Raw genomic sequence first — 12,822 nt, 5'->3', positions numbered from 1 at the left:
CAGGGGCCGAGCGGCGTCAGTCGCGCGCCGCGGGGACCGTGAACGACGGTGCCTGCGTGGGCAGTTCCTTCGTCGTGAACATCTTCAGGTACGTGTCGAGGTACGGCGAGCGCTCGCCTTCGGTGGCCTTGTCATCGGCAGGGTCGTCGACGGAGAGGTTGAGGTGTGCGTCGCTCACCTTGATGCGGTCGCCGGTCGGGGTGTCGATCCACGCACCGTCCTGGACGGTGCCGATCTCGATGGCCAGGGAGTGCCCGGCCTTGAGCCGCCAGTCAGTCGACTTGAGGTCCACGGCCACACGGCCGGAGGCGTCGACCATGGCGACCTGCTGGTCGAACATGACGGCGGAGCCGTCCGGTGCGGCGTCGTACAACTTGACCATGACGTTGCCGCTGCCCTCGGTGTCCATCCGGACCCCGGGGGTTCCGGTGACGCGGACGTCGCGCTCGACGGGTTGGACCTTGCCGGTGGACCACGGCTGTTTCGCCGCCCAGTCGATCGCCGCCTTGACGTCGGCCTGTTCGCCCTTGCCCATGTAGTCGAGGCAGCCGCTGGACCCTCCGAAGCCGCGCAGGTCGACCTGCACCAGGGCGTAGTCCCGCTCGAACAGGTCGCCTCCCTCGACGAGGTCCTTGAAGCGCCCGGACGGACCTGTCTTCTTCCACTTCTCGTCCGTGAGCTCTCCGGAGTGACCGAAGTAGGAGCCGACGGAGAGGATGACCGGCACCTTCTTGCTCGGGGGCAGGTCTTCCGGCAGCAGGACATCGGCGTGCAGGTCGGTGCCGGAGCCGTCCGAGGACGGGAAGTAGTGCTGGGTCCAGGCGGCGCCCTTGGGGACACGCTCGTTGTCTTGGTGTGTCACCGCGTCGCCGGCGGCGGGGGCAGTGGACTGTGCCGCGCCGGCGGGAGCGATGCGGGTGCCGGCCAGCGCCAGGACGGTGACGGCGGCTGTGGTGGTGGCCGCGACGGGCAGGGGGATCTTCTTCATGGTCTCCTCCGGAAGGTCAGCGGTAGAGGTGGGCGGTGAGAGTTGGGCGGTGAGAAGCGACACCGTGCCGTCGCGGCGCGGTCAAGGCCGCTCAACGAGCCGCTTGGTCGACCGGCGGAACGCCCAGAACACGACCAGCAGGGCCAACGCGAGCAGCGGTACGCCCATACCGACCTTGGCGAGGGCGAGCCAGGCCATGGAGTCGTTCTCGTAGAGCCACAGCTGCACGCCGAACCGGGTCCCGAACAGGACGGTCAGGGTGGCGGTGGCGACATCGTGCGCCAGCACGCTGGGACGGTCGTCCCGCCACGGGTGCCGGTTGCCGTGCAGCGCGTTCCACAACAGGCCGGTCAACGGCCTGCGGGCCAGCAGCGAGACGGCGAAGAGCACCGCGCCCGCGCAGCTCGCCCAGATCCCGATCAGGAAGAACCCGCCCGCCGATCCGACCCACGCCGCGACACCGCCCGCGGCCGCGACACCGAAGAGTCCGCCCGCCGCCGCGGTGAACGGCTCCCCCTGCGCCATCCGCCACACGGTGACGATCAGGGCCACGGCGAGCGCGATGCCGATCGCGAGCGGCAGCCGGCCGAGCGCGGCGTTCGCGGCGACGAAGGCGGCGACCGGGATCGCCGAGTACACCATCCCCTTCGTACCGCCGAGTTGGTCGAGCAGCTTCTGCTGCGCCGCCTGGCCCTGTGCGGCCGTAACGGTGCGTGTCTGGTCCGTCATGGCGTACTCCTCGGTCGTCGCGAATCCGTGCCGTCGGTGCGCTGAGACCCAGGAGAAACCGTGCCGTCACGGCACAGTCAAGCCCGATCGGGAGGGGCGGTGTGGCGCTTGACCATGCCGCGACGGCATGGTTTCGAATGGGGTGAGCAAAGGCCGCGCACCCAACCGCGAGAAGCCGAACCGCCAGAAGCCGAACGGAGTGCGAAGCAATGGCATGGAGCACGCGTGAGATCGCCGAGCTCGCGGGCACCAGCCTGCGGGCCGTACGCCACTACCACGAGGTCGGCCTGCTCGATGAGCCGGAACGCCGGGCCAACGGCTACAAGCAGTACGGCGTGGCCCATCTCGTCCGGCTGCTGCGCATCAAACGCCTCGTCGACCTGGGCTTCCCCCTGTCCCAGATCGCGGAGATGGGCACGGCCGACGATCACCCGGAGGAAGCATTGCGCGCGCTCGACGCCGAACTGGCCGCCACCATCGAACGGTTGCAACGCGCCAGGATGGAACTCGGATTCATCCTGCGCAAGGAGGTCGCGACCGATCTGCCCCTGGAGTTCGCCACGGCGGCCGCGACCGGCAACACCCCGTTGTCCGAGGCGGACCATTCGTTCGTCACCGTGCTGAGCACGGTGCTCGGCCCGAAGGGTACGGCGGCCTATGCCGACCTGATGAAGAACCCCGTCGTCGATCCCGCCGGCGCGGCGTTCGAACACCTGCCGGCCGACGCCGACGAACAGACCCGGGCCGACGTCGCCGAACGCATGGTCCCCTACGTGCAGTCGCTGCAACGGCAGAACCCCGCGTTGAAGACCCTGTCCGCCGACGCCCCGCGCGGCGAGGAGTTCGCCAAGACGACCGTCGGCAAGGCCGTCCAGGACATCTACAACGAGGCCCAGGTGGACGTCCTGCGCCGACTGGGCATCCTGCTCGCCGAGGCAGAGCGGAACATGGAACGGCCGGACGGCACGGAACCTCCCGCCGACACCCCGTAGCCGCACGGTGGGACGCGTGCGGCGCGGCTCCTACTCGGTGGCCATCAGGCCGGTACGGAGCTTGGCCAGGATGCGGGCGAGGAGGCGGGAGACGTGCATCTGGGACATGCCGAGGACGTCGGCGATCTCCTGCTGGGTGCGTTCCTCGACGAAGCGGAGGTGAATGATCCTGCGGTCGCGTGCGTCGAGCCGGGTCATGAGCGGCGCCAGGGAGCGGTAGTTCTCGATCAGTTCGTACGTGTCCTCCTCGACGCCGATCACGTCGGCGAGCGGGGCGGAGTCCCCATCGGTGTCCTGGCCGGTGAAAGTGGCGTCGAGGGACGTGGCGTTGTAGCCGTTGGCGGCCTGCTGCACTTCGGCGATCTCGGCCGGCTCCAACTGCATGAGCTCCGCGAGTTCGGCGGTGGTGGGCTGCCGCCCCAGGCGGGTCTGCAACTCGTCGGTGGCCTTGGCCAGTTCGACGCGGGCCTCCTGCAGGCGCCGCGGGACATGCACCGCCCAGGTGGTGTCACGGAAGAACCGCTTGATCTCACCGGTGATGTAGGGCAGCGCGAAGGAGGTGAACTCGACCTCGCGAGAGAGCTCGAAGCGGTCGATCGCCTTGATCAGGCCGATGGTTCCGACCTGAATGATGTCCTCCATCTCCTCCTGGCCGCGATGCTTGAAGCGGGAGGCGGCGTACTTGACGAAGGAGAGGTTCATCTCGATCAGCGCGTTGCGCACGTACTGATGTTCGCGGGTGCCTTCTTCGAGGCCGGCGAGTTGCTCGAAGAAGCACTTGCCCACCTCACGCGCATCGCGGGGAGCGATCGAGGCCGGGTCCTCACAGGCACGCTCGATCAGTCCGCGCCGAGTCCCTGAGGCCGAGCGGTGCACGAGTTCGACTGCCGTCCCAGTGTTCATGAGGATGCCCCTTTGTAGCTTCTGTCTGTAGCGGTATCGGAGAATGCGGGTCCCACCTGCGCTTGTCGCGCCTCGGTCACGCCTCCCTCGTCCCGCTCGGCCGGCCGGGCGCCGACTCGAGGCCGATGTCACCGGCGAACAGGCCATGGGTGCGGGTGATGCGCAGCAGCCGCTCGACAGGCGGACTGGCGGAGCAGAGCCTCACGGTCTTCTCCGCCTCCAGGGCCGCCCGCCGCGCCCTCAACAGCACTCTCAGGCCGGCGCCGTCGCAGAACGTCATGGCCCCGAGCTCCAGATCCAGCCCCGAGATCGACCGCGCCACAGCCGTGCGTAACGCGTCGTCGAAGCCGGGCGCGACGTCGAAGTCGATTTCGCCGTAAACCGCCACGGCGGTGCGGTCACCGCGCTCGAACATCTCGACGACGGGGGTCGTGTAGGGAAAGAGTGTTGCATGTCGTGTTGTTGTCGGGGGGGGGGGGGGGGTTTAAAAGGGGGGGGGGGGGGGGGGGGGGGGGGGGGGGGGGGGGGGGGGGGGGGGGGGGGGGGGGGGGGGGGGGGGCGCGCGGGTCAGTGGCCCCCCCCCCCCCCCCGCCCCCCCCCCCGGGGGGGGGGGTCCCGGGGGGGGGCCCGCCCCCCCCGGGCGCGGGCCGGCGCGGGTGCCGGGTGCACGGGGGGGGGGGGGGCCTGGCCCCCGCGCCCCTTTTAAGGGGCGCGGGGAACTGCACAGCCCAGCCACGCACGACCGCTACCCGACGACGACGGGACCCCGTCCCACCCAGGGGCGCGGGGAACTGCGCGCCCAGCCACGGCTGACCCGTAGCCGACTGCGGCTGAACCCCCGCCTCCCTAGGGGCGCGGGGAACTGCGCAGCCCAGCCACGTACGACCCGACGCCGACGATGACCGAAACCCGTCAGCCCAAGTCCCCACGACGACCGGGAGCCCACCCATGACCGCACCCCGCCTCCACCACCACACCGAGGGCTCGCCCACCGCTCCGCCGCTGGTCCTCGGCCCCTCCCTCGGGACGAGCCTCGCCCTGTGGGACGGGGTCGCCCCCGAACTGTCCAGCGCCCACCGCGTCGTACGGTGGGACCTCCCCGGCCACGGCGGCTCGGACGCCGGTCTGATCAACCCCGGCGCCACCGTCGGAGACCTCGCCGAGCTCGTCCTCGCCCTCGCCGACGACCTCGGCATCGACCGCTTCGCCTACGCCGGCGTCTCCCTCGGCGGCGCCGTCGGCCTGCACCTAGCCGTGCACCACCCGGAACGCCTCACCAGCCTCACCGTCATCTGCTCCTCCTCCCACTTCGGCGGCGCCAAGAACTGGGAGGAGCGGGCCGCCCTCGTCCGCAAGGAGGGCACGGGAGGCGTCGCCGAGACCGCGCCCTCCCGCTGGTTCACCCCCGGCTTCCGCGTGGAACGCCTCGTGCAGGACAACCGCGACGCCGACCCCGCCGCGTACGCCGCCTGCTGCGACGCCCTCGCCGCGTTCGACCTGCGGGACCGGCTCCCCGACATCACCGTGCCCACCCTCCTCGTCGCCGGCCGCGAGGACCCCGCCACCCCGCCCGCGCACCTGCGCGAGATCGCCGACGCCGTACCGGACAGCGAACTCGTCGAGCTGTCCGGCGCATCGCACCTCGCCCCCGCCGAACGGCCGGAGGCGGTCGTCGGGCTGCTGCGCACCCACCTCGGGCAGGCCGCGAAGCGCGGCATGGAGGTGCGCCGCGAGGTTCTCGGGGACGCGCACGTCGACCGGGCGCAGGCGCGGCAGACTCCGTTCACGGCCCGGTTCCAGGACTTCATCTCGCGCTACGCGTGGGGCGAGATCTGGACCGACCCGACGCTCGGCCGCCGCGAGCGCAGCATGATCACGATGACCGCGCTCGTCGCCCACGGCCACCTCGACGAGTTCGGCATGCACGTCCGCGCCGCCCTGCGCAACGGCCTCACCCCGGACGAGATCGGCGCCGTGGTGCAGCAGTGCGCCGTGTACGTGGGCGTGCCCGCCGCCAACTCCGCGTTCGGCGTGGCCCAGCGGGTGCTCGCCGAGGAGGGACTGGCGTAACGCGTGGCGTAACCCCGACAGGCGTACGTCCAGGGGGGTCACGTCCGGACCACCGCGTGGCCCCTAGCCTGGATGTATGGCCACACTCCTGATCACCGGTGCCACCTCCGGCCTCGGCCGGTACCTCGCCTTCGAGCTCGTGCGCGGCGGGCATGTCGTGCTCGCCCACGGCCGGGACGAGAAACGTACGGACGCGCTCGTCGAGGAACTGCGGGCCACCGGCGGACGCGCCGAGGGCTTCGTCGCGGACCTCGCCTCCCTGGAGCAGGTCCGCGACCTCGGCGCCCGCGTCGCCGCCGCCCACCCGGAGCTCGACGTCCTCGTCAACAACGCCGGCGTCGGCACCGGGGCCCCCGGCTCGGGCCGTGAGCTGAGCGCCGACGGGCACGAGCTACGGTTCGCCGTCAACGTGCTCGCCCCGGTCGCCCTCACCCGCACCCTACTCCCCACGCTTCAGGCCAACTCGCCCTCACGCGTGGTGAATTGCGGCTCGCTCGGCCAGTCCCCGCTCGACTTCGACGACCTGGAATTCGGCAACGGCTACAACGGCACCGAGGCGTACTGCCGCTCCAAGTTCGCCCTCGCCGCACACACCTTCTCCCTCGCCCGCGAACTGTCCGGAACCGCCATCCACGTCAACGTCATCCACCCGGCGACGTACATGGACACGGCGATGGTCCGCGAGGCCGGGGTGGGTCCGCTGAACACCGTCGAGGACGGCGCGGCCGGCGTACTGGCGCTGGCCGTCGGCGAGTTGGGCGGCGAGGCGACGGCCGGGTTCTTCGACGGCGAGCAGCCGACGCTGGCGCACGCGGAGACGTACGACCGCGAGGTCCAGGGCCGCCTCGACACCGAACTCGACCGGATCCTGGGGCCGTTCGGACTGTAGGGACCTGGGGGGGACAGGTGGGGCGTACACTCGCATCATGGGTTGCACATATGCGGTGAGGGAGTGCCTTCGACCGGCACCTCGCGCGCTGTGCGCCGCCGGTGCCGGAGTTCGCTGCCGTGCCCTGCACGGCCACGGCTGACCTGCGCGACGAGGCCCGCTCCTCACCCACCCTCTTTCCCCCTTCCTGCGTTCCCGCGTTCCCGTCCTCGGGGCCGCGTCGCTGTCTGCTCAACACCACCCCCGCGACCCCTCGGCGTGCCGTCGGTGCCGCACTCCGAGAGGATCCCTGTGAAGTTGAGCGAGTTGCTGGCCGGGCACGACCATGAGGTTCTCCTCGGCGACCCGGAGACGCGGATCACCGCGGGCACGTGCTTCGACGCCCACCGCGTATCGCCCGGCTCCCTGTTCATCGCGGTCCCGGACCACGTCGAGGGCGGTCCCGAACTCCTCGGCCCCGCCCTGGCGCGCGGCGCGGTCGCGGTGCTCGTCGACGGGGCGGCGCCCGAACTCCCGGCGGGCGTGCGGGCGTCGGCCGCCGGAGTGTGTGTGGTGCGGGTCCCCGACACCCGTAAGGCGGCCGCGGTGGTCACCTCGCGCTACTACGGCGAACCCGGCCGGGACATGGACATGGTGGCCGTCACCGGCACCAACGGGAAGACCTCGGTGTCGTACATGGTCGAGTCCGTGCTCCGGCTCGCCGAGGGCGCACGGGTGGGGGTCATCGGGACGGCCGGCAGCCGGATCGGCGACGAACTGATCCCGATGCCGAGGTCGGTGCTGAGCACCCCGGAGTCACCGGACTTCCAGTACCTGCTCGCCTGCATGCGCGACCGCGAGGTCTCCACCGTGGTCCTGGAGGCCACGTCCATGGGCCTGTTGAACCACCGGGTGGACCGCGCGTTCCTCGACGTCGGCATCTTCACCAACCTCACGCAGGACCACCTGGACGACCACGGCACCATGGTGAACTACCGGGACGCCAAGCTGCGCCTGTTCCAGGGGCTGTGCCGGCGCGCGGTGGTCAACGTGGACGACCCGGTGGGAGCCCGGATCCCGGCGATGATGCCCGGCGCCGTCACGACGTACGCGCTCGACACAGAGGCGGACTTCCGGGCCACCGACCTCAGCATGGACGCGCTCGGCACGCGCTTCACCCTCCACCACGCCGGACGCAAGTACCCCGCGGCGATCCCCGTCCCCGGACGCTTCTCGGTGTCCAACGCGCTGGCCGCGGTGGCCGCCTGCCACCTGCTGGGCCACGATCTGAACGGGCTGGCCGCCGCGCTCGACGGGATGCCACCGGTACCGGGGCGCTTCGAACGCTTCGAGACGCCCCGCGGCACCTCCGTGATCGTGGACTACGCACACTCCCCCGATTCCCTGGAGAAGGTACTCACCGCCATCCGCGACTTCGCCACCGGCCGGGTCATCACCGTCTTCGGCTGCGGCGGAGACCGGGACGTCACCAAGCGCGCGCGGATGGGGGAGATAGCCGGAACCCACTCCGACCTGTGCGTCCTCACCTCCGACAATCCGCGCACCGAGGACCCCGAGCGGATCCTGGACCAGATCGCACCCGGACTCAGGGCAACCGGGACCCGGTTCGAGCGGGTCGCCGACCGCCGCCGGGCCATCGACTTCGCACTGTCCGCCGCGGAAAAGGGAGACATCGTCCTGGTCGCAGGCAAGGGCAGCGAGCCATACCAGACCGTCGGCGAACGGCTGCTGCCCTTCAGCGACATGGCGACGGTGCGGGAACTCGCCGCGATGCAGAACTAGGGCTCTCCTGTCGTGGGCCCTTGGCACGCACCCCGCCAGAAGTGCCCCAAGTCCCCCGGCCCGACTCAGACTTCGCGGGCGTGGGACGCCAGGCGGTCGGCGAGTGCGGTGACGAGGTCGCGCAGTTCGTCGGGGCGCTCGATGACGAACGGCCGGTCGAGTGCGGCGAGCAGCGGCGGCAGCCAGTCGAGTCGCTCCGCCCGCAGCTCGACGCGCCACCAGCGCTCGGCCGCCCGGTCCTGACCTGCCCGGTCCCGGCCCACCGCGGGCTCGTGCTCCTCCAGGCTCGCGACGGTGGCGGGAAGGCGGGCGCGGATCTGCTCGACCGTCCCGTGGATCCGCAGGGTCACCTCGTGCCGGTACTCGGCCGTGGCGAACGCCGACACCACGCGCTGTGCCGGACCGGGGCCCTCGGGCACCTCGAAAGAGCCGGGCAGGGCCCGCGCGTCCGCGATGCGGTCAAGCCGGAGGGTCCGGTCCTCGCCGATCCGGGCGTCCTGGCCCGTGACGTACCACCGGCCCGAGTGGGCGACGATCCCGTACGCGTGCAGTGTGCGTTCGCTGCGCCGTCCGTCGCGGTCGGTGTAGCGGATCGAGACCGGCCGGCGGTGGCGCACCGCGTCGGCGATGGTGAGCAGGACCCCGGCGTCCGGGGTGTCGGACTCTCCGGGCCGGTCCGTGAAGGCGAGGGATTCCAGGAGGGTGTCGAGCCGGCGGGCGATGTGCTTGGGCAGCACCCTCCGGATCTTCGCCGAAGCCGTCTCGCTCGCCGTGTGCTCCGTCGTCGTCAGCCCTGCTCTGCGGCCGGCGACCAGGCCGAGCAGTACGGCCAGCGCCTCGTCGTCGCTGAGCATGAGCGGCGGCAGGCGGTACCCGGGAGCGAGCCGGTACCCGCCGTAGCGGCCGCGCACCGATTCCACGGGCACGTCCAGGTCGATCAGCTGGTCCACGTACCGCCGCACGGTGCGCCCTTCGACGCCGAGCCGTTCGGCCAGTTCGGCCACCGTCCGGGTGCCGCCCGACTGCAGCAGCTCCAGGAGCGTCAGTACGCGGGCAGTGGGTCGGGACATGTGCACAACCTAGCGCGAATACAGGACCGATTCTGTCCTCTATTTCTCCTAGCCTGCGACGTGCACGCCCACAGCGACGTGCACGCCCACAGCACAGCCAAGGAGATCCCCATGGAGTTCGTCTCGATCCGCATCATCACCGGCGACGTGGCCCGCCTCGTCGAGTTCTACGAGCGAGCCACAGGGGCGCGGGCGACGTGGGCCACCGAGGACTTCGCCGAACTCGACACCGCGGGCGCCACCCTCGCCATCGCCGGCACCCGCACCGTCCCGCTGTTCGCCCCGGGCTCCGCCCGCCCGGCGGACAACCACAGCGTGATCACCGAGTTCCTCGTCGACGACGTGGACCGCGTCCACCAGAACCTGACCGGCTTCGTCGACGACTTCGTGGCCGGGCCCACCACGATGCCCTGGGGCAACCGCTCGCTGCTGTTCCGCGACCCCGACGGCAACCTCGTCAACTTCTTCACCCCGGTCACGCCGGCGGCCATCGAAAAGTTCGCCGACCGAAGCCACGCACAAGCGGACTAGCGCAGCCCCCGGCCCGTCTCCAGCACCTCCCGCGCCCGCGCCGTCAACGCGTCCGCCCCGCACGCACGGGCCAGCTGCAGACCGCGGTTGAGCTCGGACAGCGAGCGCGCGGCGATCCCGTACTCGACCCGCGCCCGAGCGTGTTCGTACGCGCAGGGGGACGCTTCCAGGTACGTGACCGCCTTGGCGTACAGGGTGAGCTGTTCCCGCCCCGTGGCCAGCGCGGCGGCGACCCGCAAGGCCTCGCCGATCGCGGTGTCCGTGCCGAACCGCTCGGCCTGGACGCGGGACTGGGCGGCGAGTTCGGCGGCGCGCCGCGGGTCCGTGTCGGCGAGGGCGAGGGCCAGGTCGCCGGCCCACGACGCGACGACGGTGTTGTGGCCGCCGCGGGCCAGCGCGACCTTGCCGCCGGTCTCCAGTTCGTTGATGCCCTCTTCGGTGCGGCCGACGGCGAGCAGCAGCCGGCCGCGCACCGAGTGGGCGTCGGGCAGCAGGATCATCGACGGGTAGGGCGCGGCGAATCCGTAGCGGTCGGCGATCCGGAGCGCCTCGTCGGGCTTGCCGCGGGCGAGCAGTGTGTCGATGAGCATGGCCGCCGCGTCCCAGTGCATGGGCAGTCCGTGGCCCACCCGGTCGGCCAGGCGCAGCGCCTCGCGCAGGAACGCTTCCGCGTCGTTGAGCCGGCCGCGCCTGCGGTGGACGTAGCCGACGAAGGCGTGCGCGAGGGAGAGGTGGCCGCCGCTCCAGCCCGCGGTCTCGTAGGCGCGCATGCTCTCCGTGAACAGGCTCTCGGCGCGGTCGAGCCGGTCGGAGAAGAGGTAGGAGAGGCCGAGCGCGATCAGGATCTCGAAGCCCCACTCGGGGTCGGTCCAGCCGAGGCCGGGGGCAAGGCGTCCGTTGACCAGGGAGCGGTCGCAGTACTCCGCGACCTCCTCGGCGTTCTCCCCGCGGTTCATCATGTCGAAGGCGCGCAGGATCAGCAGGACGCGCTCGGGGTTGTCGCGTCCGGTGACGCGCCCGGCGAGTTCGGCAAGGCTGCGCGAGCGGTCCTGCGGGTCGTGCTCGCCGGCGTAGATGCACTCCCAGAAGAGGCGGGTGGCCCGCAGGCGCAGCCGCTGGTGCCCCTCCTCCTGCTGGGCGGTCTCGGCGTCGAGGGCGCTGAGCGCGTCGTCCAACTGGTTGGTGTGGACGAGGGCCTGGGCGAGCCGGCACACCGCGTCGACGCGGTCCTCGCCGAAGAGCCCGGGGGCGGAGTCGAGGGCGGAGCGCAGGTGCGCGACGGTGGTGGACGGTGAGGTGAGCAGCGTGGCGCAGCCCAACTCGTACAGCACGTGCGGTCGGAGCTCGGGCAGCGGCGGTTCCTGGAGGGCGCGCTCCAGGCAGCGCCGAGCCGCAGTGGGCGCACCGACGGCGAGGTGCTCGCGGGAGGCAGCACGTAGCTGCTCGACGAGCTCGGGGTCGTCGTCCGGGTGCACCTCGAGGAGGTGCCGGGAGGCCGCGGCGGGGCCGTGCCCGGAGGCGGTGACCGCCCATGCGGCCTGCCCGTGCATGGCGGTGCGGGTGGCCGACGGGATCGCGTCGTACACGGCGGACGCGATCAGCGGGTGGACGAACTCCAGGGTGTCGGTGGCGCCGTACCCCGACCCCGGGGACACGGTGTCGGTCAGGATGCGGGCGGTGCGCAGCTGCTCGGCGCAGCGCCCGGCCTGCTCGGGGTTCATGCCGGCGAGCAGCGCGGCGAGGCCCGGCTCGATGCGGGTGCCGAGGATCGCGGCGGCCCAGGCGAACCGGGTCGCGTCGGTGCCGAGCCCTTCGAGGCGGGTGACCAGGCCGCGGCCGCGCGCGGACCGGTTGAGCGCCCGCAGTTCGACGGCGGCCCGCTCGTCGGGCTGCAGCTCGCTGTCCTGGACCTTGGCGAGCAACTCGACGGTCTCGTACGGGTTTCCGCCCGTGACGGCCCACACCTCGCGGCAGAACGGGTCGTCGGCGTGGGCGCCGAGCGTGGCGCGGGTCAGGCCCGCGGTGGCGTCCGGTGTGAGGGCGCTCAGCTGGGAGACGCCGGGTCGGGCGGCGGCGGCCACGGCGTCCAGGCACGCGGCGGCGCGCCCGTCCGCGGCCTCGCGCTGCGCCACGACGACGAACACCGGCAGGTCGTCGAGGCGCTCGGCGAACGCGGCGAGCCACTCCAGGGTCTCCACGTCGGCCCAGTGCGCGTCGTCGATGAGCAGCACCAACGGCCAGTGCAGGCGGGCCAGTCGGGACGCGGCGGCGACGAGTCCGTCGCGCACACCCTGCGGGTCGGCCTGCCGGCCGGTGGGCTCCGCGATACCGAGGGCGGGGCCCGCGATGTCGTACCAGTCACCGAAGTATTCGCGGGCCTCTTCCTCGGAGAGCGCCACGAGGGCGGGCTGCAGGAGTTGGCGTACGACGTTGAAGGGGACGGAAGTCACCGTCTCGCCGCCCCGCGCCGACCACACGGTGGCCCGGCCCGCCGCCATCTCGCGCACGCCGGAGAGCAGGGCGGTCTTGCCGATGCCCGCCTCTCCCTTGTAGACGACGAGGCTGCCCGAGGCCGCGGAGTCGCCGTACAGGTCGTCGAGGGCGCGTGCCGCGACGTCGAGTTCGGACTCCCGCTCCCACAGGCGCGCGCTCTCCCGCGAAGGAGAGCCGGAGGGCGCGGCGTCGGCGTGCCGTCCCTGGGTCATCCCGCAGCCTCCCGTTGTCGTTCCCGGTGTCGTCCCGGTGTCCGGTCGCAGCCGATCACATGGGGCGATCGACGTACTGGTCACGAGACTAGTCCGCGAGGCCCTGACTTCGTGGGGCGTCTCGGGAGCCGGTGCCATTTGGCCCGAGATGGGACCCCGGTAA

General features: G+C 71.9%; 11 protein-coding genes. 5 read left to right on the top strand and 6 right to left on the bottom strand.

The features are described from left to right. Window positions 1–16: 16 nt before the first annotated feature. Together ACYSUO_RS05855 and ACYSUO_RS05850 are read right to left on the bottom strand one after the other, a co-directional pair. Complete coding sequence (locus ACYSUO_RS05855) at window positions 17–988, bottom strand: CocE/NonD family hydrolase (protein WP_461774911.1); 972 nt, start codon at window positions 986–988, stop codon at window positions 17–19. A gap of 81 nt (window positions 989–1,069) precedes the next feature. Beyond that, entirely contained in the window at window positions 1,070–1,717 is a 648-nt protein-coding gene (locus tag ACYSUO_RS05850; protein ID WP_461774910.1) for a DUF3159 domain-containing protein, read from the bottom strand. A gap of 209 nt (window positions 1,718–1,926) precedes the next feature. Between ACYSUO_RS05850 and ACYSUO_RS05845 the strand changes: the two genes are divergently transcribed. After that, window positions 1,927–2,709: a helix-turn-helix domain-containing protein gene (locus tag ACYSUO_RS05845; RefSeq protein ID WP_461774909.1), complete on the top strand. Its 783-nt coding sequence runs from the start codon at window positions 1,927–1,929 to the stop codon at window positions 2,707–2,709. 30 nt (window positions 2,710–2,739) lie between these two features. On the opposite strand, the gene ACYSUO_RS05840 is transcribed toward ACYSUO_RS05845, so the two are convergent. Further along, complete coding sequence (locus ACYSUO_RS05840) at window positions 2,740–3,612, bottom strand: SigB/SigF/SigG family RNA polymerase sigma factor (protein WP_461774908.1); 873 nt, start codon at window positions 3,610–3,612, stop codon at window positions 2,740–2,742. 76 nt (window positions 3,613–3,688) lie between these two features. Beyond that, the gene (locus ACYSUO_RS05835) at window positions 3,689–4,027 is read right to left on the bottom strand and encodes an STAS domain-containing protein (RefSeq protein WP_461774907.1); all 339 of its coding nucleotides are present in this window, start codon (window positions 4,025–4,027) and stop codon (window positions 3,689–3,691) included. 533 nt (window positions 4,028–4,560) lie between these two features. Between ACYSUO_RS05835 and pcaDC the strand changes: the two genes are divergently transcribed. From pcaDC to ACYSUO_RS05820, 3 genes are all read left to right on the top strand, one after another. After that, on the top strand, window positions 4,561–5,682 hold the full coding sequence (pcaDC, locus tag ACYSUO_RS05830) for a bifunctional 3-oxoadipate enol-lactonase/4-carboxymuconolactone decarboxylase PcaDC (RefSeq protein ID WP_461774906.1): 1,122 nt from the start codon (window positions 4,561–4,563) through the stop codon (window positions 5,680–5,682). 76 nt (window positions 5,683–5,758) lie between these two features. Continuing rightward, entirely contained in the window at window positions 5,759–6,571 is an 813-nt protein-coding gene (locus ACYSUO_RS05825; RefSeq protein ID WP_461774905.1) for an SDR family NAD(P)-dependent oxidoreductase, read from the top strand. 291 nt (window positions 6,572–6,862) lie between these two features. Further along, window positions 6,863–8,353 carry a UDP-N-acetylmuramoyl-L-alanyl-D-glutamate--2,6-diaminopimelate ligase gene (locus ACYSUO_RS05820; protein WP_461774904.1) on the top strand — a complete coding sequence of 497 codons (1,491 nt, stop codon included), beginning with the start codon at window positions 6,863–6,865 and terminating at the stop codon, window positions 8,351–8,353. 65 nt (window positions 8,354–8,418) lie between these two features. Here ACYSUO_RS05820 and ACYSUO_RS05815 read toward each other — a convergent pair whose 3' ends face one another. Continuing rightward, the gene (locus tag ACYSUO_RS05815; protein ID WP_461774903.1) at window positions 8,419–9,423 is read right to left on the bottom strand and encodes a helix-turn-helix transcriptional regulator; all 1,005 of its coding nucleotides are present in this window, start codon (window positions 9,421–9,423) and stop codon (window positions 8,419–8,421) included. Between the two features lie 111 nt (window positions 9,424–9,534). Here ACYSUO_RS05815 and ACYSUO_RS05810 point away from each other — a divergent pair, with 111 nt between their 5' ends. Further along, window positions 9,535–9,954: a VOC family protein gene (locus ACYSUO_RS05810; RefSeq protein ID WP_461775169.1), complete on the top strand. Its 420-nt coding sequence runs from the start codon at window positions 9,535–9,537 to the stop codon at window positions 9,952–9,954. Here ACYSUO_RS05810 and ACYSUO_RS05805 read toward each other — a convergent pair. After that, a complete protein-coding gene (locus tag ACYSUO_RS05805) occupies window positions 9,951–12,659 on the bottom strand; it encodes an ATP-binding protein (protein ID WP_461774902.1) in 2,709 nt (902 codons plus the stop codon). The two genes, ACYSUO_RS05810 and ACYSUO_RS05805, sit on opposite strands and share 4 nt — an antisense overlap. Window positions 12,660–12,822 lie beyond the last annotated feature (163 nt).

This window comes from Streptomyces sp. UC4497 (genome assembly GCF_054871485.1).
Note: the sequence above shows the minus strand (reverse complement) of the source record. Positions and strands in the feature narration are given on the sequence as shown.